The sequence below is a fragment of the Aestuariimicrobium ganziense genome (assembly GCF_015352975.1).
Lineage (GTDB): Bacteria > Actinomycetota > Actinomycetes > Propionibacteriales > Propionibacteriaceae > Aestuariimicrobium > Aestuariimicrobium ganziense.
Map to the genome: position 1 here is coordinate 198,148 of NZ_JACYIZ010000002.1, position 25,457 is coordinate 223,604.

Genomic DNA, 25,457 nt, shown 5'->3' on the forward strand with positions numbered 1-25,457 from the left:
ATCGCACACGTCCTGCAAACCTTGACTTGTTCTCCTCGATGAACGAGGTCACCACGAACGTCGCTCACCCGAGCTGGCGCGCGAAGAAACTCGAAGCGGCCAGCCAAGATTTCGTTGGCCCGCTTCAACCCCTTCACCTCCTGCTCCAACGCCTTGATCCTGGCCGCATCAGTGCTAGTGGTCCCGACACCTGCCCCGGTGTCGATGCGATGCTGCTTGACCCAGCCCCGCAACGTGTCCGGGTTCACCCCCACCCTCGACCCGACCCTGATCACCGCCAGGTTCAACGACAACTCCGGCTCGGCCGCCGTGGCCTCCGCCACCAGCCGCACCCACCGCTCCAGCAACACCTGCAGATACCTGCTCGGTGCTGCCACGATCCTCATCGTCTGGGGGAATCAGACCATCCACCAGACCCAAGGCGCTTCAGTTGCGCCTAGAAGAAGCCACCCTGGAGCGGGCGGATGGAGGTGGGTCATTCCAGTGGTGTGGTTGTGGTGGTGATGTTGAAGATGTGTAGGGCGTTGGTGCATTGGGTGGTGTTGGTTTCGATGGTGCCGATGTTGGGCAGTGTGAGGGATTGGATGTGCAGGTTGCCGTAGTTGTTGGGTTCGACGGGGATGCGGAGGTGGTAGAGGTTGACGGGTTGGGTGTTGTCGGGGGCGGATTGGGTGAGTCGGTGGCTGGTGGTGCGGGCGGCGACGATGGTGGCGGGTTCATCGAAGCCCGGGGTTGGGGGTGGTGCTGTGGTGTTGAGTCCGGTGGGCAGGTCGGTCCAGCTCTTGATGTTGGGGATGGGCTTGTCGGTGCGGAGGGGGTCGTTGGGGTCGTCGGGGTTGGTGTAGTTGATGGTGAATTGCCGTGTGTTGGTGGCGCTGATGGGCTGGCATGAGCCGACGAGCACGTTGATGTAGCGCTGTTGTCCCTCGGGTGCTGGGTCGATGTTCAGGGTGATGTCTTGGCCGTAGGCGATGGTGTTGTCGAGGGGGCTGGTGGGGTTGGTTATCTGCCAGACGTCGGTGTTGGTGGTGGTGATGTTCTGGGCTTCGAGGGCGGCTTGTGAGTAGGAGTTGCCTGCGCCATCGAAGTTGGCGGCGGTGGTGCCGTCTTGGCCGATGCCGTTGTTGTTGAAGGATGCGGTGAGAGTGGTGGCGGTGTGGAGTTTGAGTGGGGCGATGGTGAAGTAGTCGATGCCGATGGCGTAGCCGTTGTCGGTGGTGCCGTCTGGGACGTCGGGGATCTGGGTGTAGGTGCGGCTGCCGGCGGCGGGGTTCTTGCCCACGATGTCGACGGTGATGTGGTGGGTGCCCTGCTTGAGTCGGTACCCGCCGATCTGTACGTAGGAGCGTTCGCCAGTGACGCTGGTGTAGCCGTCGAGTTCGATGATTTCGTCGTTGTTGGGGTTTCGCAGGTAGTCACCGTTGTTGAGCTTGAGGCGGATGACACCGAAGTGGTTGGCCTTGCTCCAGTGCATTCCGATGGCGTAGTAGCCGTCGACGGGGGTGGTGATGGTGAAGGTGTGCGGGCCTTGACCGATCAAGTGGGACTGGGTGCCACCCGACATGGTGTGGCCGGCCTCGTCGTAGTTGTAGGCGCCATCTGGTGAGTTCACCTGTTGGGCTTCTGCCTCATACAGGTTGGTGGTGTTGTTGTCCGCGATGGTTGGCGAGACATAGAAGCTGTAGGTGACAGTCGAAGTCATGTTGTGGGCATGGTCGAAGGCTTTGACGCTCAGGGTGTGGTGTCCTGGCTGGAGGTCGGTGGGGGCAGTGAGGGTTGCTTTGCCGGAGGTGGCGGGAATGTAGCCAGTGCCGGTGTAGGTGCAGGTGGTGGTGGTCGGTGTGGGTGGGGTGAGGTTGTCCCAGGCGTAGCTGAAGGCGGCGGTGTCACCGCTGCTCGAGAGCTGGAAGCTCCCGGGTTGGTTCTGGGGTGATCCCCAGAAGTTGGGCGGGTAGTGGTAGCTCCGAATTGGGGTGGATGACAGGGTCGGTGGAGTGGTGTCGACGGTGAAGTCGAGCCAGGTGCTCCAGCCGCTCAGCATTCCGGGTGTGTCGCTGGAGACGCTTTCGGCTCGTACGCGGGCTCGGTGCGCGCCGGGTCCGAGCGGGGCGGTGCGGGTGGTGTTGGAACTGTTGGTGGTCCAGGCGATGGACTGGTTGTCTTGACCTTGAACGGCTGTGGGGTTCTTGACGACCAGCGACGTGGCGTTGGCGTTCCAGACTTCGAACCACATGCCGATGTTGTTGCTGGAGGTGTTGCTGGACTTCGCGGCGAAGTTTGGTGTGGCATCGGTGGTGTAGAGGGTTTGACCCTGTGCTCGGCAGTCGACCAGCACGCCTTGGGTGGCGCTGATCCCGAAGGCCGAGGGGGCTGAGGGTGGGGTGTTGAAGGTGACCTCCAGGCTGGGGTTGTTGGCGAACTTCTTCCACTGCCAGGCATCACCCTCGTCGGGGGCTTTGAGTCCGAAGTTGATGGTGTTCGAGGCTTTGTTCTGTGCGACGTAGTCGCGGACGGGGGTGCTGTCGAATTCCAGAACCTTGGCTGGGTTGGTGTTGAACCCGGCGATGTCGGTGATCGACTCCAGCGATGTCGACGTGGGCCCGGGCCATGCCACACCTGAGCCGAACGCCCCTGCCTTGGTCAGGCTGACAGGAGTGGCGATCGATGAGGCACTGTGGATCTGGTTGACATAGACCGCCGCGGTGTAGACGGTCGCATTGTCGGGCAGGGCGGAGATGTCGAGGGAGAAGTAGGAGCGGGCCACGCCCTGGGTGGAGTTGTTGCACTCGCTCCAGCCGCATCGTCCGACGCGCATGGGCTGGGTGGAGTCGTTGTAGTAGTTCCAGCCCAGGGAGTGGACCGTGGCGAAGTTGAGTCGCGACTTGGACATGCCGGGGTCAATGTAGATCGGGTAGACGGTGTCGGCGGCGCTGATGAGGTCGCTGCTGGGGTTGATCGTGATGGCGCTCTGTGTGGTGGTGGCCGGTGTCAGTTCCAGGGCCACTGGTTCGAGTGGGCTTTCGCCGGGGTCGGTCGCGGATGGTGTGGTCTGGTCGGGATCGGCGGTGGCGGAGTCCCACATCACCGGGGAGTGCCCTGCCAGTCGGGTGCCCTTGCTGCTGGTCGCTGAGATGGTGTCGTCACTGGTTTGGCTCAGGCTGCCGCCGGTGGTGGTGAGGCTGAGGGTGACGGGATCGGCCACCAACTCTGTGGCGGCTTCGGGAGTGTGGACGATGAGTACTTGGCTGTAGCCCTCGGGATGGGCGGTGAGCATCAGGTCCACATCGGGGCGCACGTCGTGGTAGGTGGCTGAGGACCCATCCAGTGTGGGCTCGGGCAGAGCACCTGGCCAGGTCATGGTGACCGTTTGGTTGTGGTCGCTGATGCTGAGCAGGGGCTGGCTTCCCCCGGCGGAGAAGGACAGATCGACCGCGGCGTTGCCGGGACGAACTCGGCTGCTGTCGGAAACCAGGGTGGTCTCGATCGGCGCCCAGACGCCATTCTTCTTCGCCCGCACCGCCTCGCGATGGGTGATCAACTTGAAACTGCCGTCGGGCAGTGTCTCCACGATCGTGTTCTCGGTGGTGTATTGCGACCAGTCCACCGGCGCGGGGGCAGGATCGTCTGCCGCAGCTGGCACCACGGGAAGCACCGCCATCCCCACAACCAGCGCGGTGACTGTCGCCAAAGAAGGCGTCCAACGAGGGGTGGGGCTCATAACGGAGGCCTCTCAGGAGAGCTGTTCGTGCGGATGGCCCTCGCATCATCAGAAGCGGCGGGCGCAGCTGTAAACAGCCAGCCACGATTCGCTCAATGCACGTGAGCGAAATTTGATTGTGGCATTTGTCACGCTCAGAAAGCGTTGTGGTTGCCAGGTTTGGTGTGTTTCAATGCGTCCACTTTGGTCGCTGGTGAGCCTTGAGGAGGCTGCGATGTCGAGGTGGGCTGGCAGGTCTGTCGCCACGTTGGTGGCGTTTGCGTTGGTGGTCACTTCGTTTGGGCAGGCGGCGGCCAAGGAGCCGCCCACGAAGCCCTACATCCCAGAGCCGCCCCAGGAGAAGGTGGTCGCCAGCACGCAGGTGGTGTCGGCGTCGGCGGTGCGGATCCCTCAGACGAAGCGCACCACAGCCAAGCCGGTCAGGGTGCAGGCTGCCGTGACCACACAGACCGTCCTGTCGGGCGGGGAAGCGTCGGTGGTGCCGGGTACCCCGGTGGTGGTCGCCGGCAAGGCCAAGGCGAACAGCTCACAGACCGTGCGGGTGAAAGTCTTGGACACCACGGCAGCCACGAAGGCGAAGGTGCGCGGTGTGGTGTTCGCGGTCTCCAGCGCGCAGGCGCTTGCCGAGGCCTCGGTGGGGGTCGTGCCTGGGCAGCTGGAGGGCACGGGATCGGCTGACTGGCATCATCGGCTTCGGCTGGTGCAGCTGCCAGAGTGTGCGCTGACCACGCCGGAGAAGCCCTCGTGCCAGACCCAGAGCCCGGTGGCCGCCTCACTGGACGATGGCCGGCTCACCACGACCGTCAGCGCCGCCGCAGACCAACAGGTGGTGTTGGCGGCGGTCGCCGACGCCGCTGGAACGCAGGGTGACTTCGGCGCGACCAGTTTGTCGCCATCAGGCTCGTGGAGCCAAGGCGGTGCCACGGGCGGGTTCTCGTGGAGCTACCCGATCACCATGGTGCCAGCAGCCACCGGGACAGAACCCAGTCTGGCCCTGTCCTACGACTCCCAGGCCGTCGATGGGCAGAACTCGATGACCAACAACCAGTCGTCGTGGGTGGGGCAGGGCTTCTCGATGGCCACCGGCTACATCGAACGCACGTACCGCACCTGCGCCGACGACACCTCACTGCCCTCTGATCGCAAGACGCTCGACCAGTGCTGGGCTGGCCAGATCATCACCCTGCAAATGCCTGGTACCGAGTCAATGAGTCTGGTGCGAGACGACACTGCGGGTCAATGGCACCCGGCCAAGGACGCAGGCGAACGAATCGAGCTCCTGTCCGGTGCGAGCAATGGCAGCTACAACGGCGAGTACTGGCGAGTGACGACCACCGATGGAACTCAGTACACCTTCGGGATGGACGTCCTGCCCGGGGGGTCGAGTGCAAATCGCACCAACTCTGCGTGGACCGTGCCTGTCTATGGAGCCAAGGCGGGGGATCCGTGCTATTCGGGGGCCTCGTTCGCGGCGTCGCGCTGCGAGCAGGTGTGGCGGTGGAACCTGGACATGGTCGTCGACACCCACGGCAACGCAATCACCTACCGCTACGCCAAGGAGACCAACTTCTACGGCGCCGGTGGGGGCAGCACCCCGGTTGGGTACGTGCGCGGCGGCCACCTCACCACGATCTTCTACGGTCTGCACGTCTCCGAAGGTGGTGGACTGTTCGCCAATGCCCCGCAGCGCGTGGCGTTCACCGTGGCCGAGCGCTGCTTCCCGTCGGGAACCATCACCTGCAGCGATGCCCAATTCGTCCTGGTCAACGCCAACTCCTGGCCAGACACCCCCGTTGACCTGAACTGTGCGGCCACCGGTTCCTGTGACCAGCACGCACCATCGTTCTGGACACGCAAACGGCTCACCAGCATCTCCACGGCCTACTGGAACGGCACCGGCTACCAGCCCGTTGACGTGTACAACCTGACCCAGTCCTTCGCCGGGGATCGCGAGCTGATCCTGGACAAGATCGTGCGGGTCTCGCACATGGTGGGCCAGACCACGATCACCTCAGCGCCGGTGACACTCGCCTACTCCACCCGGGCCAACCGTGTGGCCGGCTACAACGGTCTCCCGTCGATGTACCGGCTCCGACTGAGCTCGGTGCTCAGCGAAACCGGATCACTCACCTCGGTCTACTACCAAGGCGACCCGGGCCAGTCGGGCCGTGCCGCGGGCTTGTGTACCCCCAGCACCGTCCCCAGCGATGTCGCCAACAACACCACAGCCTGCTACCCAGTCAACTGGACCCTGCCCTACAACACCACCCCGACTGTGGACTTCTTCCACAAGTACGTGGTCACCCAGGTCGATGTCGCCGACAAGAACGGCCACGCCCCGACCCAACAGACCACCTACACCTATCTCGGTGCCCCGGCGTGGCACTACGACGACAACGAGGTGACCAAACCCAAGGCACGCACATGGGGCCAGTTCCGCGGCTACCAGACCATCGAAGTGCGCACCGGCAACCCCAACGTCGCCGCCAACGGCACCGCCGACCAAAGGACCCTGGACAAGATCACCTACTTCCGGGGCATGAACGGCGACAAACTGCCCACCGGAGTTCGCAACGTCACCATCACCGACTCCCATGGCACCATCCACACCGACGACGACTGGAAGTCAGGCAGCGTGCTGGAGACCCGCAGTTACCTCGATTCGGGTGGGTCTGTGCTGGCAGAGTCCAGCACCAACATTGACAGTCTCCTAGCCACCACGGCGACGCGTGCCCGCAGCGAGCTGTCTCCTGCCCAGGCGCGTGTCGTGCGTCCCACTACCACCACCACGTGGACGCACGCCACCGGCGGCTCCACCACCAGCACGTTGTGGGCCACCACGACCAGCACCTACGACGCGCAAGGCCGGCTGTCCACCGTCACAGCAGCGGCAAGCAACGCGATGACCAGCTGCGTCCACACCAGCTACGCCGACAACACGACACAGTGGGTCAGGCAACACCCAGCACAGGTCACCAGCTACGCCCAGACCTGTCCCACCACTTCCACTCCTTCCCCCACCATCCTGGCCGCCAACCGCACCTACTACGACGGGGCTACCACTCAAGGTTCAATCACCAGGGGCGACGCCACGCGCACCGAGACAGCCACCGGTGGAACATCACTACCCGCGCTGACATGGACAGCAGTCACCGCCGCCTACGACACCTTCGGTCGGCCCACCAGTACCACTTTCCACAACCCCGGAGCCACCCCCGCCACACGGGTCACCACCACCACCTACACCCCCTCCGGCACGGGCCCACTCAGCAAGACCGTGACAACTCTGCCTGGCGCGACGATGAGCACCACCGTAGAGGTCGAGCCCTCACGAGGGCTGACCACCAAGGTGGTTGACAAGACCGGCCGGGTCAGTGAAGCCACCTACGATGCGATCGGGCGAACCACTGCCGTCTGGCGCCCGGGCCAGGTCAAGGACGTGAACAGCGCCACGCAGACGTACAGCTACCTGATGGGCCCTGATGCGCCGCTGGCGGTCACCACCAAGACCCTGGTTGATGTCGGGAACGGCACAACCCCCGGCTATGTCACCTCCATTGCCATCTTCGACGCGTTGGGGCAGCTGCGCCAAGGCCAGTCCGACGGTGTCGGTGGAGGCCGGGCCGTGACCGACATCTTCTACGACTCCCACGGCTGGGCGGTCAAGAAGTCGGACCACTGGTACACCACCGGTGCCCCCACCACCACCTTGATCACCACCGCAGAATCGGGAATCGATGACCGCTCGGTGAGCATCTTCGACGGGTTGGGGCGCGAGATCCAGACCACGCGGTACAAGGGCACCACCGCCGGGGCAACTGTCAAGACCATCTATGGTGGTGACCGAATCACCGTGCTCAATCCTGCTGGCGGGATCACCACCACCACCCTGAGTGACGGCCGCGGCCTCAAACGTGAACAGTGGCAGTACACCACCCTTCCCACTGTCAGCGGCACCACCGTCACCGGCGGCACCTACACCACTTTGGCCTACGGCTACGACGCCCTGGGCCGCAACACCAGCTACTCCACCGCCGTCGGCACCCCCCAAGCTGCGACCTGGACCACCAGCTACGATCTCGCCGGGCGCGTGGTCAGCCAGACCGATCCCGACTCGGGCACCCTCACCACCAGCTACTACGACACCGGCGAGGTCAAGACCACCACCGACGCCGCCGGTCGAGCCGTGTCACACATCTACGACGTGCTCGGCCGCCCCACCAGCCGCCTGTCAGGAACCCCAACCGGCACCCAGCTCGCGTCCTGGACCTACGACACCGCACCCGGTGGGCTGGGCCAGCTCGCCTCTCAAAGCGTCTACGTCGACGGCAAGACCTACACCCAAACCGCCACCGGCTACGACGTCGGCGGCCGGCCGACGGGAAGCACCGTCTCGCTCGACGTGACAGGGTTCAAACCCACCTACACCACCAGCCAGACCTGGACCAGCACCGGACTGCTGACCAAGACCCTGCTGCCCTCCACCATCGCCACCGGGGGAGGAAGCGGCGCCGAACAACTGAGCTTCACCTACAACGCACAGGGCCTGCCGATCGCGATGCAGGGCATCAACGCCTACGTGTCCGCGGCCACCTACACCCCCTACGGCGAACCCACCCAGTACGTGCTGGGAGTCAACAACGCCACAGGCTCGATCACCTACACCCGCGACGCACAGACCCGCCGCATCACCGACATCCTGTTCTCTGGCCAGGCCGCCATCCCCCAACTGGAGAAGTTCTCCTACAGCTACGACGCCGCCGGCAACATCACCAAGTCGGTCGACGTTCAAGGCGGCGGTAGCGGGGCACCGGTGCAAACCCAGTGCTTCACCTACGACAACAAGCGCCAACTCACCCAAGCCTGGTCAGCCAACGACAACTGCGCAGCCAACCCCTCAGTCTCGGGCAACACGACCGTCGCCGGCCCGCAGCCCTACTGGCACACCTGGACCTTCGATGCTGCAGGCAGCCGCACCCAGCAAGTGATCCGCGCCCCCAAGGGCGTCACCACACCCAACACCACCACCACCTACCACCACACCACCCCCGGCCACCAACACGCCCTGACCTCCACCACCACCACCGGCGGCGCCACCGGGTCCTCCTCCTACACCTACAACGCCGACGGCGCCACCAACACCCGCACCATCAACGGGGTCAACACCACCTTCAACTACGACTCCCAAGGCCAGCTCGCCTCCACCACCAGCGCCAACGGCACCACCTCCACCTACATCCGCGATGCCTCCGGAGCGATCCTGCTGCGCATCGATCCCGACGCGACCACCCTCTACCTGCCCCTCCAAGACATCAAACGCACCACCGCCGGAACGATCACCACCACCAAGACCTACAAGTTCAACGGAACCAACGTCGGCGTCCGCCAAGGCCTGGCCAACGTCCAATACGTCCTGTCCGACCTCAACGGCACCAACCAGATCGCAGTCAACCCCGGCACCTGGGCCGTGCAGCGACGCTACTACGACCCCTACGGCAACCCCTTCACCGGAGGCTCCACCACCTTCCCCGGCGCCGCACGCACCTTCCTCAACGCCCCCAACAACCCCACCAACGGCCTGACCGACATCGGCGCCAGACACTACGACCCCCTCATCGGCAGATTCACCTCCGTCGACCCCATCCGCCAAATCGACAACCCCGAACAAAACAACGGCTACACCTACGCCGACAACAACCCCACCACCTTCAACGACCCCACCGGCCAACTCACCAACCACAACGGCACCATGCTCTCCGACGATCAAGGAGGCTGGATACCCAAGAGCCAAATCGTCAAGACCAGACCAGGGACCGTCAACGACAACGCTGGCAGACCCCTTCCCATGCCCTCACCCTCAGGTGACGAAGACTCCGTCGTCCAAGGCATCAAAGACGGAGCCAAGGGCCAAGTCACCGACATCATCAACACCCCAGAGCAGATAAAGCAAGCAATCCACGAACTCAAGAGCAACCCCAAGAAGTTCATCAAGCTCCTCGCCATGGACATGATCAAGGGGGAGTTCTTCCCCCTCAAGGAGTACACAGACCTACTTTCAGGAATCATCACCCACTTCATCCGCGGCCAAGACTACGAAGCCGGAGTCCTCATCGGAAAACTCCTCGTCATCGGCAGCGCCGAACTCGCAACCTTCATCCTCGGCGGCGCCGCCGTCAAAGCCGCGGGCAAAGCCATTAGCAAAACCACCACACTAATCGCCAAGGGAGGCCGAACGACAAAAGCTGGGGGCGCATGGGATTTGCCGCCTGGCGGTGGCGGTTCGTCCATCGGTGGACGTTGGTACACCGAGCACGCTCTCGAGCGGGTGGCACCCAATACACCTGAAGTCATGGCAATACTTGAGCGCCGCGCACTCGCCCGCGCCAGAGCGGCGGGACTATCTCCGGGGACTCCTGAGTTCGGGGCGTGGTGGGCCAAGAATGGCCCGGCGCCGCGGGGGGTGCCTCCAATGGTGGTAGAGGCTGAGATCGCCAGTCCCGGGTCGACAAGCGTACGCGTTATTACCAATGCTAACGGTGATGTAGTGACGGTGATCCCGCGATGAGCGAGCAAGAAGACCTTGTGTTCGAGATTGATCAGTTGAGGCAGGTGTTTGGTTCGCCTCTCCCCTTATCGAACCCGGATCTCTTGGACTACTGGTTCCGGTATGACCGTTCTGATGGCGGGTCAATCTTGCTGACGTTGGCGGGATTCGAACGATCGGTTGCAGTTATCGTACGTGGCAAGGGTGGAGTTGTCTCATGCTCCATTGGGATCGCACGCTGTAGCTCGGTTCGGGTTCTTGAGCTGGAGCGTAGGACAGTGGAGATAGTCGGATATACCCCCCCATTGCGTTGCTTCTTAGCGCTGGATGACGATGACGTGCTAGCGCTGTCAGTGGAGTAGGCGAGTGACAGACGTGGTGAGGGCGCAGATCCTGACCGCATTTCGGACACGGTATCTAAGGGTGGGACCCCAGCAGAGGAGTCGGTGGTGCACGGAGCCTGACCCGCTTTCCCGGACACCGGTTCTGAAGGGGGTGTGATGACCTCAGGAGAGGAGTCTGTGATGCCTGCTGCCAAGTCGCCGGAGTTCCGGCGTCGCGGTTGGACCTGGTCGGGCAGGGTGAGCCCGTGGCGCGGGTCGCGAGGGATCTGGGGATCAGCGAGTCGTGTCTGCGGCGGTGGATGGTCCAGGACGAGGTCGACGGCGGCCGCGCGGAGGGCCTGGGCAGCGCGGAGAAGGGTGAGCTGGTCGAGCTGCGTCGCCGGAATCGGGTGTTGGAGACCGAGATCGAGATCCTCAAGCGTGCCTCGGCCCATTTCGCGTGGGAGAACGTCCTCCCACAATGATGTTCCGGTGCGTCCAGGAGCTGGCCGGGCAGGGGTTCGGCGTGGCGATGATGTGCCGGGTCTTGCAGGTCTCGCGCTCGGGATACTACGAGTGGGTTCGACGCGGCCCCAGCAACCGTGAGCTCGCGGATTGGCGGCTGCCGGTCATGATCGGTGAGGTCCATCGGATGTCGCGGGGCGCGTATGGGGCGCCCAGGGTTCATGCCGAACTCAGGTTGGGGATGGGTCTGGCGTGCGGGCGCAAGCGGGTCGCGCGGCTGATGGCTGCCGATGGTCTGGCCGGGATCTGTCATCGCCGCAAGCGCGGTCACAAGCCGTTGCCGGCAACCCCTGACGACCTCGTCGGGCGGCAGTTCAGCGTGGACGGGCCGGACCGGTTGTGGTTCACCGACATCACCGGGCACCGCGCCGCGGACGGCTGGGTCTATTGCTGCGCGTCATGGATGCTTGGAGGCGACGGATCGTGGGCTGGTCGATCGCTGACCACATGCGTTCCGAGCTGGTGGTCGACGCCTTGCAGATGGCCCGCTGGCAGCGCCAGCCCGTCGCCACGATCGTGCGTGCCGACCGAGGAGCCCAATACACCTCGTGGATGTTCGGACACCGGCTGCGCGAGGCCGGTCTGCTGGGCTCGATGGGGCGAGTCGCCTCGAGTCAGGACAACGCCGCGATGGAGTCGTTCTGGTCGGTCATGCAACGCAAGTTGTTTGACCAACACAGCTGGGCCTCCCGCACCCAACTCGCCTCAGCGATCTTCGAGTGGATCGAGGGCTGGTACAACCCAAGACGACGTCACACCAGCCTGGGAATGCTGTCCCCGCACGAGTTCGAAACCCTTGCCGCGACCGCCCAACCCGCGGCATGATCACCACACGCCAACTGTCCGGGAAACCCGGTCAGGCTCCTGTCCAGGGTGGCTTCTTGTAGGCGCACCCCCATTCATCAACTTGTTGTGTGAGCGCCCCAGGGGGCTCGAAGCGTGAGTGGGCGGCTTCATCCTGGGCTGGGAAGACGAATCCAAGGTGAGGGTGGAACCGGCGCCGGTTGGGATCACAACACTGACAGCACATCCAGCTCGAGGTCGTCGATCGGTGCGGTGCCGACATGCGGGCCAGACCGTCCACTCGGACGTACCCGGCCTGGTAGAGCCCGATGATCGATTCAGCCATGGGTCGCAGGGGTTCCATAGGTGTGAGCGAGGGGTTGCCCCAGACCAGCGAGCCACCTCACAGTGGATGCACACCTGCGGCCACGACCCGACCCTCCCGCTCTACCCAAGGTGTCAAGAAGGGCGGTTTCGGTCCGATGCGGGATCCCCAGCCTATCGATCGCCGGAGTGCACGACCTTGACGAACGCGGTGGCCACGGCGAGTTGACCGATCTCGACGCCGACACCGCGGCCTGGCATCAGCCGCTTCGCGCTGCCGTACCTGTTGGTACCCGGGGCGGCAGGCAGCCGACAGCTGATCGGTGGCATACGGGTGCCGGCCTGCCGTTCCCCACACGCGAGACCCGCGAACCCACAGGCCGTCACCAGCACGAGGGCCCGGTCACGGTGACCGGGCGCTATCGTGCTGAGGCGTCTCCCGGTTCGGTGCGACTTGGTCCAGCCAGGCACCTGACCGGGTCGTTCGCCTCCCGCTGATCGACCACTTGATCTGATAGATCGGGGTCCTCGAGGCGTCGACCACTGCCCAATCATTGCGGCCGTCAATGGCAGCGGGGGGCCGCCATTGGCCTACCGGAGTGGCATCGAGATGTAGTCGGAGAAGCTGGTTACAGCAGCGTGTTGACAAGTTCCTGGAAGACGTGATCGCCGACGCGCACGTTGGTACGGTTTCGACTCTCGGGCAATTGTCAGCCCTCTGCACAAGCGGAAGATCTCGCAGAACGCCCGGAGAGCTCGCAGCTGCTGCGCCCATTGACCGACGTGCGCTTCATGGATGCCCACCAACTTGCGGACCGCTTGATGGGCAGCAGCATCTCGTGGGCGCCTTGTGATGCCGGGCATAGGCCAAGTGGTAGTCGCTACAGGAGGAGCAGGGTCTCGGCGACTGCCTCGGGCAGACGTTCGATGGCGCCGGATCGTTCGCTGAGGGTGCGCAGGTTCCACCACGTTCGGAAGCGGACCTCTTCGGGGGTCTTGTTCCAGATCTGGCTGAGCAGGTGTTCGATGCGCTCTGTGTCTGCAGGTTTGCGGGCGCGGATCCTGCGTGCAGGGAAGTCCGTCTCGCATATTACTCGCTCGGGGGGCAGTTGTCTGATCTGGTCCTCGGACATTGCGGCGTTGACCGAGAAGTACGCGTCGGTCTCAACTGCGCCGGCGATGTCGGCGGAATCATCGTTGAACCAATGCAGGATCGCACCGCGCATGCCAGCAGTCTGGAGGTGTTCGACGACCTCGGTTGCGACGCCGCTGCTGTGGATGGAGACGAGTACCGGTTCGCTGCGGACGATGCTCAGTACATCTTTGAAGATCGAACGCTGGCGCCCCAGGTCGCCGCCTCGGCGGTCGAGACCGACTTCTCCCACCAGGGCAAACGAGTCGAGCAGAGCGGTGAACTCTTCGGGGTCCCATGCCTCGCGCGCTGCCGCTACTCCGGGGTGGACGCCGATCCCCCAGACGAGTGCTGAGTCGCGCCTGTTCTTGACTTGGCGGGCTTCGTCCAGGCTCCGGGTCATGGCGAACACGACGGATTGTCCGAGAGCCGCGACCTGTGTCGGTGTGACGTCCGGCGCGATGTGGGCGTGGGCGTCTAGTGCGGGGAGAGCAGAGCTGCTCATGTCACGACCACCTTTCCGAGTTCGGCGAGACCTCGGCGGGCGAGGTCGCTGATTTCGTCTAGGTCGGCTTCTGGGGGCCAGGTGCCTGCGTCGATCACATCGTCGTCGATGCCGCGAGTTGTTGCGTATGAGATGGCGGCACGGTCGCTGTAGCGGCGTTCAAGGAGCTTGTGCCGCGCGTTTCCAGTGAGTCCGTCGGACAGGTAGATGGTCGAGTCGTTGACGCCGGCCGCGATGAATGCACCCCTGCGGGTGACGCATGCGTAGCAGAGGCCGCAGTTGAGGGTGGAGTTTCCGCCCTTGATCCGAGCGCCGTCGAGTTTGCTACAGGACACCGTGAGCCCAACAATGCGCTCCCAGCCACTCGGTGGGTGGCTGTCGGCGACCAGCCGCATCTCCTCCCCCTTGGTGTAGGTGGCGAAGGGATTCGTCACGGCGAGTGACAGGTCAAGGCTCTGGAGGAGCAGGTTGACCCGATAGAAGGTCTCGGGGTGGGTAGAACGAGTTGAGAGCGCGCCGGCGCGGTTGGGGTGCAGGGGGAGGTTGAGACTGGTGAATCCGTTCTCCGGCACGAAGAGCTTGGAGGCGCCACGGCTGGTGCCCACGGCGGTTCCGAGCGCGAGGAAGAGCAACGAGCGACTGCGGCTGGAGCTTTCCTTCTTGGCAGCGACTTGGGTGAACTCGATCTGCGTGTACGAGGGCGGTGGAGTGTTTGCTTCCTGCAGCCAGCTGTGAACGGTGTTCTGGGCTCGACGGACAGCGGTGGCGGTGTCGTAGTGACCCACGAATAGCGGTGAGTCACTCCGAGTGGAGAGCAGGTGCAGCGCTCCAAGATAGGAGTCGAGTCCTCCACTGAGGAGTGCGACAGAGTCCGCACCATCAGCAGCTCCTACGACTGGGTCATCTGGGGTGGTGGGGTCCTGGACGAGCTGGAGTTCCCATGTGTCGCCGGTGAGCCAGAAAAGTAGCTGAGCGAGTTGGTCAATCGCCCCGCCCTCCCACGGCTCGGGATTGGCGACCTCGACTGTGAGGTGAAGTCGCCGAGTGAAGGTGCTGGGTCTGCCAGAGATCCGGTCGACGAGGTAGGCACTGCCCGCGATACGGACCAGATCGATCGCCTGCGTCGGGACTGGGCCCAGCGAGGGTAACCACCAGCCGATGGCGCTCTTGACAGTGTCTGTCTCGCCGGCGGTGGTGGGCCACCGAAGAATGTGACGGTCGGCCGGGGGCTGATTGGTGGAGGCCTCGCCACAGACATAGAAGCGCGTGAGCGGCATGTCGTCGTCTACCTCGCTCTCAGAACGCGAACGGCTCGTTGGGCAAGATCAGCGGCCGCCTGGTGAAGGGCGTTAGCTGAGAGCGCCGGACTGGCGTCGATGTCGAGAGCACGAACCTTCGCGTCGATCCAGCCACGCAGCATGCGCTCGCGCACTAATGCCTCGTTGCCGTCAAGCGTTCCGTTGGTGATTTGGTCTTGGAGTTCAACAAGTCCCAGCTGGAAGATGTACGAGCTGACGAAGCCTTTGACTGCCTCGGTGGCGGTCGGGGGCTCGCCTTCGGTCCTCACGATCTTCTTGACCTGTTCCGTGGCCGCTTGGCGGATAGCTCGGTCATCGGGGTGTCCGTCGTCGCCGATCATGAGGGTGACGAGTCTGCTGATCCGAGCGCGAGGGCTGAGGGAGTCGAACTCGGCGAGCGACAGCCCGTAACAGCCAGCCGCTGAGCGTCACGATCCCGCAGTGCGTAGGCCGCGCCGATCGTCGCGCCACCGCGTGAGGCTCCGCCAATCACTTGCCGAGTGGACCGGCTCCCGGACCGTCCGGCGCCTGCGGAACCCCCGCCTGTTCCTCCTGTGCCTCCTGCACCGGCGCCACGGCGGCCGGGAACACGTGGGCGCGGAATCGTCGGGACGACGTTGCCTCTGGTGGCCGGATCGTCGCGCCAGAGGGCATCGATGAGCGCTTGCCCTACTCGGTCGAGATCGGACGCAGGTTGCGCCGGCTCGAAGAGCTGATCGGAAGGCTGGGAGGGGCCTGGTTTTCCAGTGTCACCGCCGGTGCCGGTGGTACCTGAACCGAGATCGGACCACGCCTCTCGGAAGTCGTTCCATTCGGCGGAGTTGCTGCCGCCGTAAGCGCCGCTAGTTCCCACCGACATGCTCCAACTCTTCGCGCGCGGCGGCCTGCGTCGACGGATGAAGCGTGGTGTCCTGAGAGGCACGGCTCACGAGCTGCATGAAAGTAGCTCTTCCGCTGGTCGCGAGTTCGACGACCGCACCTGGAGTCAGTCGTGATCCCCAGCAGTGGGCTTCGACTCCAGCTGACACTTCCTGCTCCAATGCGGGCGTCTTCCCTACCCAGAGCACTGCGCCACGGACCACTGCTTCGCCATCATCTAGGCGTTTGGCCGTGGCGAACAGAACGTCGAGCGCTGCCAGCTGCTCGTCCTCACCGCGCTCGCTGAGAGCTTCGGCGGCCACGTTCCGCGCGGCTTCACTCTCGCCAAGCAGATCGTTGATGAGCGCCAGCACCTCGTCGGACACCTGGGCGCCCATACTCACGTTGATCAGACTCGCAGCGAGGGTGAGATACGGGTCAAGATTCTCGTTTCGCAGAGACGGAGGGGCTGTGGCCCACTCCTTCGTCGCTTCGTCGATGCCCTCTGGAAGGGTCGCGTCTTCACCTTCCTCACCGGAAGGGTTCGCCCATGCCTCCCACCGCGCCACGATGGACTTGCGCTCTTGAACCGGCGCTCCAGCCAGCGTATTGAAGGAAGTGCGGTGAAGTTCTTCCAGCAGCAACATCTTGATCATCACAGCCGGCGGGATCGTGACGCCGCGAGCGCGCGCGATCGACTCCCGGACGCCAGACGCGTTGAGGAAACGCTTGATCTGGCGTGGGTTCGAGCGCCGATCCGCACTGAGCCCTTCGGCAAGCTGAATCGCAAGCGCGAGGTCGTCCTCGGCCGGTTTGACAGCGAGGTCATCGAAGTCATGCAGCAGCGGAGACTGGTGGGCATTGCGCCGCTCACGAACGTGCCCCGCGAGGGCGCGCAGGTCTGTCTGCCCCATGGAACGGCCAGCGATGAGTAGACCGATGTAGGCTTCCGCGTCGGCGGCGGACAGACGCGGTAGCGCGATCGGGAGCTGAACGATCTTCTCCAAGTACCGCTTCGCAAAGATATCTCCCCTGCGGGCGCCATCGAGGCTGACTGAGATGGCGTCGCGGACCATGTCTTGATCGGCGGCCAGAACGAAGACCATCTTCTCGGTGGAGAGGAACAGCTTGATCGCCTCCAGCGTCGCGGTCACTGCGTCCGGCAAGCAGCGGTCAAGGTCATCGACAAGGACAACCACGCGCTCAACCCTCGGAATCAGCGCGAGCAGCTCCTTGTAGGCGTCATTGAAGCTCGCCATCGAGTCCGGTCCGCCCGGGTCTTTGGGCTGGAAGATGTCCGCGATCTGCGCCGGATCAACCTGGAAGGTCAGTGCTCCTTTGGCGATGGCGACTGCGGCGCGGCTCCAGCTGATGCGCCCCAGCAGTTCCTTGGCCTTCGCTGCGACCTTTTCCCTGGTCGTCGAGTCAGGTATCTGGCTCTCGATGCCGTGCAGAATCTCGGAGATCAGCGTTCCCTTGACGTCCCCCTGGTCGTCGTAGGCCCACGGGTTTGTTGAGACAACGAAGCACGTGTCGTCGTCCTCGAACTCGGTCTCGATAAGCTTCAGGATCGTAGACTTTCCGCCACCCCAAGGGCTCTGCACGGAGAGGGTCAGCGGGTGGATGTCGCGTTCGCGGACAGCAGCGATGATCGGCTCGACCACAGCGTCGAAGCCAAGCAGGTCCAAGGTGCTGGGGTTGTCGTCCCAGAGCCGGATCTGTGGAGGTGCCGCCGCCATTGCCTGCCTCGCTCTCCGGCGATGGCTCGGCTGCGCGAACTCGCCTAATGTCAGAGATCCATGTCATCCATCAGTATCTCGAAGAGAACGCCTGTAACACTGGAGGACACGGCCACGCACCGCTGGAGCACTGCCGTGAGGCTAGAACCAACAGGTCTTCCGTCGGTCGGGCGACCGGAGTGTTATCGGGCGCAGGCGGCCTCTACCTGCGTGACCCACCGCCGGACGTGGTGGGACGACCAGTTGGCTTCGGCCGGAGCGGTCCTTCGTGATTCCTTGTCGCCGGAGACAAGGAGAGGACTGTGCTCATGTTCCGCCTGATCTGGATCGGCAGCGTCTACACCCGCTACTTCCTGCGCCGGTACATGCCCACCAATGTGCTGCTGGACGGGATCCGCACGCGGCGCGGGCTGAAGTGGGGTGTACCGGCGATGCTGCTGGCCATCCCCTACCTGTACGTCGCGCACCTACTCATGGTGTTCATTAGTGACGGAGCGCCTGGCTGGCTGCATGTGCTGGTGGTGCTGTGCATCTGGAACGCAATGAAGTTCGCGTTCATGGGCCCGGTCAGCGCGTCCTGCTGCTGAGGGCTCGCGCTTCCGAGTGGCAGGAGCGTCGGATGCTGCGCCGCTCAGCCACCGTCGTGGCCTGACTCTGCGGCCAGTAGAAAGGGCGTGACAGGCGCACCTTCTCGGCATGATCGACCGAGAAGGAGCACCTCCATGTCTGCCATTACAGACCTCTCTCCGGATGAGCGCCGCGCTCGGGTGATGCTGTCGCTGCTGACCGAGCCTGACGATCCCCTCACGGGTCGGCTGGTCCGGAAGACCGGTGCAGTCGAGACATTGAGGCGCCTCGACGGTGACGGCCAGGTGCCCGGGCTGAACCGTGTCGATTCGCAGGTGTGGCGTGACCGGCTGTCTCCGCGGACGCGGCTTGACGGTGTCGCTGGGCGCCTGAACAGTATCGAACGCAGCCGGATCACCGTGTTGATCCCCGGTGACGAGCACTGGCCTGGCGCGCTGGGTGATCTCGGTGACCGCGCCCCGTACGTGCTGTTCGCGCGCGGGGCGACATCATTCCTGACACGGCCGATGAGCGACCTGGTGACCGTCACCGGTGCTCGCGCCTCAACGGCCTATGGGGAGCACATTGCCGCAATACTTGCTGGCGGACTGGCGGCGAACGAACGAGTGACGGTCGCTGGTGGTGCGTACGGGATCGAAGGTGCCGTCCACCGTGCGACGCTCGCGGCGGGTGGCGACACCATCGCAGTCCTGGCAGGAGGCGTTGATCGCCCGTATCCGAATGGACATCGGGAGTTGCTACCGACGCCCTGTACTCGGGCAGCCGATGCGCGCCAGCGTCTCGGGTGGGGCCACCACAAGCGGCACGGGATCCCGTGAGATGTCCTCACGAATCCAGCCCAGGATGGGAACGCCTGGACAAGGGCGAGGCCGCACAAGCCGTCGAAGTCAGTGCCCACCCCGACCGGTACCGCACCTACGAACCCGTCGCCGAGACCATCCTCGCGACTCTCACCGGCACCACCACCTCGACGGCCGACACAGCCACGACCGGAGCGCCGGCCGACACCACCGTGGCTCCCGTGGTGCGGCCGGGCGCGGTGGAGTCGTCCCGGGTGGTGTTCCCGGTCCCGGAAGGCACGTGGGTGCTCACCAGCGAGTACGGGCCCAGGGTGCATCCGATCAGCGGGGAGAGGTCGTTTCACACCGGCACCGACTTCGCCGCCCCCGATGGCACGCCGATCCTGGCCGCGGCCGACGGCACCGTCACCGTCGCCGAACTCTCCGGCGGCTACGGCGGCCTGATCGTGATCGAGCACCAGATCGGCGGGCAGACGGTGGCGACTGCGTACGGGCACATGTGGCAGACCGGCATCCACGTCACCGCCGGAGACCAGGTCAGCGCCGGGCAACACATCGGCGACATCGGCTCGGCCGGCAACAGCACCGGCCCGCACCTGCACATCGAGGTCCGCACCGGCGGCACCCACGGAGACCACACCGACCCCGCCGCCTGGCTCAACGAACACCACGCCGCCGACCTGCCCGAACCCGACACCGGCGCCCCCACCGGCTGCGACCCCAACACCGGCACCCCCGGGGCTGAGCCGGCCCCGATCGACGGCGACCCGGACGCGCTCGTCGATGACCCCACCTCCGGTGGGCAGATCACCGCCCGGATGCTTCACCTTCACACCCAGGCCACCGCGGCGTTCCCCGACACCTCGTGGGCGTGCTACTCACCCCGCCCCGGCACCCGCTCCGAGCACCCCCCTCGGCCGGGCCTGCGACCTCACCTTCGGCAACGCCATCGGCCACCACCCGAGCCCCGCCCAGCTCGAAGCCGGATGGGCAATGACGAACTGGATGAAAACCCACGCCGAGGTGCTCGGGGTGGACTACCTCATCTGGCAAGGCCGCATCTGGTCAGCCGCCCGCAACGCCGAGGGGTGGCGGCCCTACAACGGCGGCGGCATGCACGACCCCGGCGACATCACCGGCGGACACTACGACCACCTCCACGTCACCGTCCGGACCGGGAGCTGAGCGGTCATGGATGTCTTCCCCGACTTCGACGGGCTCGGCGACATCGCCGCCCTGCGCATGGTCATCGGCGCACTGCTGACCTTCGTGCTCATCACCGCCGTGCTGATGCTGATCGTCTCCGCTCTCATGTGGGCCATCGCCGCCGCGAACGGCAACCACAGCGCCGCCGCGAAAGGCCGCACCGGTGCCCTGGTCGCCCTGGGCGCGGCAGCGCTGGCCGGGGCCGGCGTGGCATGGATGAACTGGCTCATCGACCTCGGCCAACAACTCTGATCACGATAGGGAGACTGCCGGCAGCATCCCAGGACCGATTCTCACCGTGATCGGGGAGGTTCTGGGTCCAGCGGTCGCTCGGGGAACGCGCTGAGTGGTCAGCCGTCGTCCAAGGTCGGGTCTGTGCCACAGTGAGAGCGAGGGCGCGGGCGTGCAGGCCGGAGGCGAGGGCGACATGCCATCGACCGAGGTTGTGTCTGTTCGCGTCGATGTCCAGTGCCGGCGCCATGTCGCGATTGTGCGCGACCCGATGAGCGATCGTTGACTTGCTGGACCCGGACGCGCCGTTGATGAGTACGAGAATGGCTCACGGAATCTCTCCAACGCCGTGCTCCGACGACACTCGGGCGTAGCGTTTCTGCGCGGCCTGTGCCGATCCAAGTCCGAGGGCGAAGCCGATGCGGGCCCAACTGAGGCCGAGTCGGCGGGCGAGTTCGATAAGTGCGGCCTCGGTGGCGTCGAGCTCGGCGTCTGCGTGTGCAGACAGAGTCAGTGCGGCGATCACATCCTCCACGTCAACCGGATCCTCACCGTCGACGAGCTCTTGTGCTCCCCCGCCAAGCAGGGCAGTCAGGCGCACCGCTTCGCTGGGGCCGATCGCGTCCGGGTGCCAGGCACGAACGCGCTGGGCAGGGGTGCTGGCATGCCGGTCTGAGAGTCGTTGAAGGCTGGCGAACGCCCTTTGCTTGCGGAGGACTTCTGGGTCGGTAGTGCTGCCGTTCTCGTCCATGAACTCAGAATGCCTCCGTCAACCATGAGATGTCAACCATAGGTTGAGAACGAGGGGCCGCTGTCACGCTGCACGGGTTCGTCGTCGGGAGAGGAGGGTGAGGATGATCAGGGTTGCCGCGGCGGCTGCGGTGGTGATGAGGATGATGTGGTGGACCGGCAGGAGGGGCAGGATGAGCATGCTGGCGGAGGTGCCGACCAGGCCGGAGACCCCGATAAGGACTTCCCCGAGTCCCGCGGCGTCGAGACGACCGAGGGAGGCGTGGGCGAGGATCACGCCGGTGGACATGACGGCGGCATTCCAGGCCAGGCCGATCAGGACGAGTGCGGCCACGGTCGTGGCGGTGCCGTGGCCGGCGAGCATGGTGCCCGCCGCCAGGGCGCTGCACAGGGCGGCCAGGCCGTAGCCGGTCCTGGTGCCGCACGTGGCCAGGAGTCTCGCTGTCAGTGGGGAGGGTGCGAACATCGCGAGAACGTGGGCGGAGATGACGATGCCCATCGGGCCGGGGCCGAGGTCACGCTCGAGGTGGATGGCGCCGACGGTCATCACGGCCACCATGGCGGCGTTCGCGACCGCGAGGACGGCCAGCGCGGACCTGGTTCCACCGGCGCGGCCTGACCTGGGGCGGCCGGGTGCGGGTGCTGCTCGGGCCTTGCCGGTGAAGGACAGCACCACGCTGGCGCACAGGTAGAGGACCGCGGTGACCAGCAGGATCCCGGCCACGGCTGAACGTGCCCCGGCCAGTACGGCACTGGGTCCGATGAGCAGTGGGCTGAGGACGGCACCGATCGAGGTCGCGAACAGGACATGCCCAATCGCCCGCTCCGACGCCGTCCCTTCCTGGCGGGCTGCGACATACCTGCTGAAGAAGATGGCCGTGTTCCCCGCGCCCAGGAGTAGACAGCTGAGGGTCAGCGCTGGCAGGGATCCCCAACCGGCGCTGAGGTAGGCCAGGGCTGCCCCTGCCGCTCCGATCAGGTAGCCGGCGCGCAGCCCGGCGACCCCGCCCGGTGCCAGGACGGCGGGGACGGCCACCGCGGCGCCAGCGACCACTGCGGCTGGCGGGATCGGCGCGAGGTGGGCGGGGAAGGTGAGCGAGCTCAGCACGGCGATGGCCGTCCCGCCGCTGGCCAGGCCGAGGCTGCCCACCAGGCTTGCGAGGACGACCCTGACCCGCGGGGAGGGCGTCAGGCTGGCGGGTCTTGGACTAGTCAATGTCGCCGGAGCGGATCGCGCTCATGGCACGCGACCAGGTGCCGAGCCGATCGAGCATGGGGGCCAGCGCGGCCTGGGCGAACGGTGTGGGGCGCAGATCGGTGAACTCGTGGAAGTCGTGGAAGATCGAGAGCAGGGTGCTCTCGCGCACGTGGGCGATGTGGTACTCGGACAGGATCCCGCGCAGGTGCTCGGCGGCGCGGGCACCCATCGCTGAGCCGTAGGAGACGATCGCTGCGGCTTTGGTGTGCAGCTCTGGCTGCAGGTGGTCCAGGGCGTTCTTCAGCACTCCCGGGACGGAGTGGTTGTACTCGGCCAGGACGAAGACGTACCCATCGAACCGGGCCATCGCCTGGGCGAACTCGTGCCCCTGCGCGCTGGGCGGGGGCTCGCCGGGTCGGCCGGCCCAGACCGGCAGGTCGTAGGCGGCGATGTCGATGATCTCGAACTGCTCCCGGGCACGGGTCACGCCCTCCTGCAGGACCCAGTCCGCGACCTGGGCGCCGACTCGGTCTGGGCGCACCGTGCTGGTGACGATGGCGATCGAGGCCATCGGGCGGCCTCTTCCTCGACGGTGGCCGCGCCCGGTCGAGAGACTCGGTAGGTCGTGTGGACCATGCCGCTGTCGCTGACATGGTTGGCTCGCAGTTCCAGGAGCACGTCGGCGGGTAGGGCCCCGAACAACGGCAGTCCTTCACCGATCAGCACCGGGGCCACCCCGACGGTGAGCTCATCGACCAGACCGGCCGCGAGGAACGCCTGGACCACCTGGCCACCGTCGACGTAGACCTGCTCCGCGCCCGCACCGTCCAGGGCCGCGACTGCTTCCTCCAGGGTGCGGACCACCTGCACCCGCTCGTCGTCGCCGGCCAACGTCGTGGACAGCACGAGGACCTGCTTGTCCGGGTAGGGCCAGCCGTCGAAGGTCAGCACCTTCTCGTACGTGCCGCGCCCCATCACCAGGTGGTCGACATCGGGGTAGAAGGTGTCCCACTCCAGCGCCGGCACCGTGCTGGGCACTGCGACGTGGTCCCTGCCACCAGGCGGATCGGTCAACCAGTCCAGGGAGCCGTCCCGGCGGGCGATGTACCCGTCCAGGCTCACCCCGATGAACACCCGGCCATGCCAGGTACGTGCTGTCATGTCCAAACCTCCAAGAACGTCGTCAGAATCTGTTGCGGGTCGGTGTGGTCCTCATCACCGGTGCCGGCCCGCAACCCGGCCCCGGTCAGGCAGTCCAGAAGCAGCGCCGCACCCACCATGGGGTCGGGAAGACCGGGCAGGTCCAGCTCGCCCAGCAGCTCGGCGACGTACTCCCTCTCCCGCGCCCACCCCTTCACCAGCAGCCCGGTCAGGACCGGGTCGGCCAGATCAGCCACCAGGTCAGTCAATCGGCCAATCAGCGGCCGCCCACCGGCACCCTTGGCCGTGACCCACCCGGTCAGCTCGACCAACGGGTCACCGCCGGCGGGGCCGGTCGGGATCTGCTCGATCCACCGGGTGCTCAACGCGACCAACATCCCCTGCCGGGACCCGAACCGCTTGAGCAAGCCCGCCGGGGTGAGCCCGACCTGCCGACCAGCCTCGGCCAACGTCCACGGCGAGACCCCGTCCCGGCTGGCCAAGAACGCGCCAAGACGGTCCAGGATGACCTCGTCGGTCAGGGTACGGGGGCGAGACACCCGGTTAGTAAATCCCCCTTCACTAACTCTGTCAAGTCGCTACCAGGTGAACATCGGCCCAGGCGGTTGATGGTGATGCATGGTCGCTCACGTCTTACTGGCTACTCGCTGGAGCACCACGCACTTCGCCGCATTCGTCGAGGTCTCGCAGACCGGACACCACACGGGGCCGGCTGAGTTTGGACGTCACCGAACGTTGCTTCACGACTCACGAGCTCCGAGCCCAGCAGTGAGGGACGGGCAGGCGTCGCGGGCCAGATTCGCGCTCAAGCATCCAAGGGACTCAGGCCTGCCCTCAATCCACCCCGCGTTGAGCACCTGTCGATGCCAAGCGCCACCGAGTGCGCGAACGCCCTCGGTCACCTGGCGGTTGGCACGCAGTTCAATCCCCCGTCCGCCCGAGCGAGCACGCAGACCAAGAAGGGATGCCCAGCCAACGAGCCGGGCATCAGCCTCCGGGATGACCAAGTGCACCTGTCCTGCGAACCACCCGTCCGTGTGTGCCCGCTGTTAGGGGCTCGTTCGTCAGGAGACTCACCGTGTTCGAACTCATCATCGCTCTGCCCGCCCTGCTGCCGATGGATGTCAACATCAGCCCCAACGAGGACGGCCTGCCCGGCATCGCCCAACTGCGCACCATCGTCGGCGCGGTCATGACCGTCGGCCTGATCCTGTCGGTGCTCGCGCTGATCATCTCCGCGATCGTGTGGGGCTTCGGCGCGAACTCCTCCAACCCGCACCTGGCCGGCCGCGGCAAGGTCGGCGTCCTGGTCTCCTGCGGAGCCGCGGTGCTCTGCGGCGCCTCGGTGACGTTGATCAACTTCTTCTGAGACGTCGGCCAGCAGGTCTGACCCCACCCGCCGGCCGTCTCGAAGGTGTGAAGGAGTGATATGTGGTGGGTGTGTGCGATATCCCCGTCATCTCGAATGTGTGCGACAGCGCCGGTGAAGCGGCCACCGTCACCATCCTCGCCGATGACACCACCGTCACCGTCTTGGCCACCACCACCGGAGAAGTCCTGTCCGAACACGACATCGACCCCACCCGCGCCTACTGGCGCAACAAGAACAAAAGCCCAGGCCGATGGCCCAGGCTATGAACGATGACTCGACTCATATATGAACGACGACTCGACTCATCACAGCGTGGAGCTAAGGGGATTCGAACCCCTGGCCTCTTCCATGCCATGGAAGCGCGCTACCAACTGCGCCATAGCCCCAGATCCCGCCCGGGTG

19 protein-coding genes, 1 tRNA gene and 3 pseudogenes are annotated in these 25,457 nt (G+C 65.3%); 11 read left to right on the plus strand and 12 right to left on the minus strand.

Features of this window, described 5'->3' with window-relative positions:
* Positions 1 to 125 precede the first annotated feature (125 nt).
* Positions 126 to 386: pseudogene (locus IE660_RS16525) on the minus strand (transposase); the annotation flags it as partial.
* Positions 387 to 475: 89 nt separating this feature from the next.
* On the minus strand, positions 476 to 3,568 hold the full coding sequence (locus IE660_RS04585) for a hypothetical protein (RefSeq protein ID WP_203567164.1): 3,093 nt from the start codon (positions 3,566 to 3,568) through the stop codon (positions 476 to 478).
* A 364-nt stretch (positions 3,569 to 3,932) separates the two neighbouring features.
* Here IE660_RS04585 and IE660_RS16115 point away from each other — a divergent pair, with 364 nt between their 5' ends.
* From IE660_RS16115 to IE660_RS04605, 4 genes and pseudogenes are all read left to right on the plus strand, one after another.
* On the plus strand, positions 3,933 to 10,283 hold the full coding sequence (locus IE660_RS16115; protein WP_203567165.1) for an RHS repeat domain-containing protein: 6,351 nt from the start codon (positions 3,933 to 3,935) through the stop codon (positions 10,281 to 10,283).
* Positions 10,284 to 10,851: 568 nt separating this feature from the next.
* On the plus strand, positions 10,852 to 11,070 hold the full coding sequence (locus tag IE660_RS04595) for a transposase (protein ID WP_203567166.1): 219 nt from the start codon (positions 10,852 to 10,854) through the stop codon (positions 11,068 to 11,070).
* 146 nt (positions 11,071 to 11,216) lie between these two features.
* Positions 11,217 to 11,360 (plus strand): annotated as a pseudogene (locus IE660_RS16530) (transposase); the annotation flags it as partial.
* A gap of 89 nt (positions 11,361 to 11,449) precedes the next feature.
* Positions 11,450 to 11,935: an IS3 family transposase gene (locus tag IE660_RS04605; protein WP_328701837.1), complete on the plus strand. Its 486-nt coding sequence runs from the start codon at positions 11,450 to 11,452 to the stop codon at positions 11,933 to 11,935.
* A gap of 1,163 nt (positions 11,936 to 13,098) precedes the next feature.
* On the opposite strand, the gene IE660_RS04610 is transcribed toward IE660_RS04605, so the two are convergent.
* From IE660_RS04610 to IE660_RS04625, 4 genes are all read right to left on the minus strand, one after another.
* Positions 13,099 to 13,854 carry a TatD family hydrolase gene (locus IE660_RS04610; protein ID WP_203567168.1) on the minus strand — a complete coding sequence of 252 codons (756 nt, stop codon included), beginning with the start codon at positions 13,852 to 13,854 and terminating at the stop codon, positions 13,099 to 13,101.
* Positions 13,851 to 15,131: a hypothetical protein gene (locus IE660_RS04615; RefSeq protein WP_203567169.1), complete on the minus strand. Its 1,281-nt coding sequence runs from the start codon at positions 15,129 to 15,131 to the stop codon at positions 13,851 to 13,853. The genes IE660_RS04610 and IE660_RS04615 overlap by 4 nt, the downstream gene beginning before the upstream one ends.
* 8 nt (positions 15,132 to 15,139) lie before the next feature.
* Entirely contained in the window at positions 15,140 to 15,493 is a 354-nt protein-coding gene (locus IE660_RS04620) for a hypothetical protein (RefSeq protein WP_203567170.1), read from the minus strand.
* Between the two features lie 501 nt (positions 15,494 to 15,994).
* Positions 15,995 to 17,749, minus strand: coding sequence for a KAP family P-loop NTPase fold protein (locus tag IE660_RS04625; protein ID WP_203567171.1), 1,755 nt, complete (start codon positions 17,747 to 17,749; stop codon positions 15,995 to 15,997).
* 308 nt (positions 17,750 to 18,057) lie between these two features.
* On the opposite strand from IE660_RS04625, the gene IE660_RS04630 reads away from it, so the two are divergent.
* The 5 genes and pseudogenes from IE660_RS04630 (at position 18,058) to IE660_RS04645 (ending at position 20,595) form a co-directional block, all read left to right on the plus strand.
* Positions 18,058 to 18,336, plus strand: a complete 279-nt coding sequence (locus IE660_RS04630) for a sulfate permease (protein ID WP_235997031.1) — start codon at positions 18,058 to 18,060, stop codon at positions 18,334 to 18,336.
* 135 nt (positions 18,337 to 18,471) lie between these two features.
* The gene (locus IE660_RS04635) at positions 18,472 to 19,155 is read left to right on the plus strand and encodes a DNA-processing protein DprA (RefSeq protein WP_203567172.1); all 684 of its coding nucleotides are present in this window, start codon (positions 18,472 to 18,474) and stop codon (positions 19,153 to 19,155) included.
* Positions 19,156 to 19,448: 293 nt separating this feature from the next.
* Positions 19,449 to 19,706: pseudogene (locus IE660_RS15675) on the plus strand (M23 family metallopeptidase); the annotation flags it as partial.
* A 424-nt stretch (positions 19,707 to 20,130) separates the two neighbouring features.
* Positions 20,131 to 20,322 carry a hypothetical protein gene (locus IE660_RS15680; protein ID WP_235997032.1) on the plus strand — a complete coding sequence of 64 codons (192 nt, stop codon included), beginning with the start codon at positions 20,131 to 20,133 and terminating at the stop codon, positions 20,320 to 20,322.
* Positions 20,323 to 20,328: 6 nt separating this feature from the next.
* Positions 20,329 to 20,595 carry a DUF6112 family protein gene (locus IE660_RS04645; RefSeq protein ID WP_203567173.1) on the plus strand — a complete coding sequence of 89 codons (267 nt, stop codon included), beginning with the start codon at positions 20,329 to 20,331 and terminating at the stop codon, positions 20,593 to 20,595.
* 307 nt (positions 20,596 to 20,902) lie between these two features.
* Here IE660_RS04645 and IE660_RS04650 read toward each other — a convergent pair whose 3' ends face one another.
* The 5 genes from IE660_RS04650 to IE660_RS04670 all read right to left on the minus strand — a co-directional run bounded on the left by IE660_RS04650 (position 20,903) and on the right by IE660_RS04670 (position 24,090).
* Entirely contained in the window at positions 20,903 to 21,325 is a 423-nt protein-coding gene (locus tag IE660_RS04650; RefSeq protein ID WP_203567174.1) for a hypothetical protein, read from the minus strand.
* A gap of 63 nt (positions 21,326 to 21,388) precedes the next feature.
* On the minus strand, positions 21,389 to 22,474 hold the full coding sequence (locus IE660_RS04655) for a hypothetical protein (protein WP_203567175.1): 1,086 nt from the start codon (positions 22,472 to 22,474) through the stop codon (positions 21,389 to 21,391).
* Between the two features lie 58 nt (positions 22,475 to 22,532).
* Positions 22,533 to 23,093 (minus strand): NADPH-dependent FMN reductase, encoded by a 561-nt coding sequence (locus tag IE660_RS04660; RefSeq protein ID WP_203567176.1) that lies wholly within the window; start codon positions 23,091 to 23,093, stop codon positions 22,533 to 22,535.
* Positions 23,006 to 23,683: a dihydrofolate reductase family protein gene (locus IE660_RS04665; protein WP_203567177.1), complete on the minus strand. Its 678-nt coding sequence runs from the start codon at positions 23,681 to 23,683 to the stop codon at positions 23,006 to 23,008. Before IE660_RS04665 ends, IE660_RS04660 begins: the two co-directional genes overlap by 88 nt.
* Positions 23,680 to 24,090: a hypothetical protein gene (locus IE660_RS04670; RefSeq protein WP_203567178.1), complete on the minus strand. Its 411-nt coding sequence runs from the start codon at positions 24,088 to 24,090 to the stop codon at positions 23,680 to 23,682. The genes IE660_RS04665 and IE660_RS04670 overlap by 4 nt, the downstream gene beginning before the upstream one ends.
* A 671-nt stretch (positions 24,091 to 24,761) precedes the next feature.
* Here IE660_RS04670 and IE660_RS04675 point away from each other — a divergent pair.
* On the plus strand, positions 24,762 to 25,052 hold the full coding sequence (locus tag IE660_RS04675; RefSeq protein WP_328701838.1) for a DUF6112 family protein: 291 nt from the start codon (positions 24,762 to 24,764) through the stop codon (positions 25,050 to 25,052).
* Positions 25,053 to 25,114: 62 nt separating this feature from the next.
* The gene (locus tag IE660_RS04680; protein ID WP_203567179.1) at positions 25,115 to 25,321 is read left to right on the plus strand and encodes a hypothetical protein; all 207 of its coding nucleotides are present in this window, start codon (positions 25,115 to 25,117) and stop codon (positions 25,319 to 25,321) included.
* A gap of 47 nt (positions 25,322 to 25,368) precedes the next feature.
* Here IE660_RS04680 and IE660_RS04685 read toward each other — a convergent pair.
* Positions 25,369 to 25,441: transfer RNA gene (locus IE660_RS04685), tRNA-Ala, on the minus strand.
* Positions 25,442 to 25,457: the final 16 nt, after the last annotated feature.

Excerpts from the sequence above, each read along its gene's own strand:
- IE660_RS04610 (WP_203567168.1), bottom strand. The coding sequence starts at position 13,854 with ATGAGCAGCTCTGCTCTCCCCGCACTAGACGCCCACGCCCACATCGCG.
- IE660_RS04665 (WP_203567177.1), bottom strand. The coding sequence starts at position 23,683 with ATGACAGCACGTACCTGGCATGGCCGGGTGTTCATCGGGGTGAGCCTG.
- IE660_RS16115 (WP_203567165.1), top strand. The coding sequence starts at position 3,933 with ATGTCGAGGTGGGCTGGCAGGTCTGTCGCCACGTTGGTGGCGTTTGCG.
- IE660_RS04620 (WP_203567170.1), bottom strand. The coding sequence starts at position 15,493 with ATGATCGGCGACGACGGACACCCCGATGACCGAGCTATCCGCCAAGCG.
- IE660_RS04630 (WP_235997031.1), top strand. The coding sequence starts at position 18,058 with ATGTTCCGCCTGATCTGGATCGGCAGCGTCTACACCCGCTACTTCCTG.
- IE660_RS04660 (WP_203567176.1), bottom strand. The coding sequence starts at position 23,093 with ATGGCCTCGATCGCCATCGTCACCAGCACGGTGCGCCCAGACCGAGTC.
- IE660_RS15680 (WP_235997032.1), top strand. The coding sequence starts at position 20,131 with ATGACGAACTGGATGAAAACCCACGCCGAGGTGCTCGGGGTGGACTAC.
- IE660_RS04615 (WP_203567169.1), bottom strand. The coding sequence starts at position 15,131 with ATGCCGCTCACGCGCTTCTATGTCTGTGGCGAGGCCTCCACCAATCAG.
- IE660_RS04650 (WP_203567174.1), bottom strand. The coding sequence starts at position 21,325 with ATGGACGAGAACGGCAGCACTACCGACCCAGAAGTCCTCCGCAAGCAA.
- IE660_RS04635 (WP_203567172.1), top strand. The coding sequence starts at position 18,472 with ATGTCTGCCATTACAGACCTCTCTCCGGATGAGCGCCGCGCTCGGGTG.
- IE660_RS04625 (WP_203567171.1), bottom strand. The coding sequence starts at position 17,749 with ATGGCGGCGGCACCTCCACAGATCCGGCTCTGGGACGACAACCCCAGC.
- IE660_RS04645 (WP_203567173.1), top strand. The coding sequence starts at position 20,329 with ATGGATGTCTTCCCCGACTTCGACGGGCTCGGCGACATCGCCGCCCTG.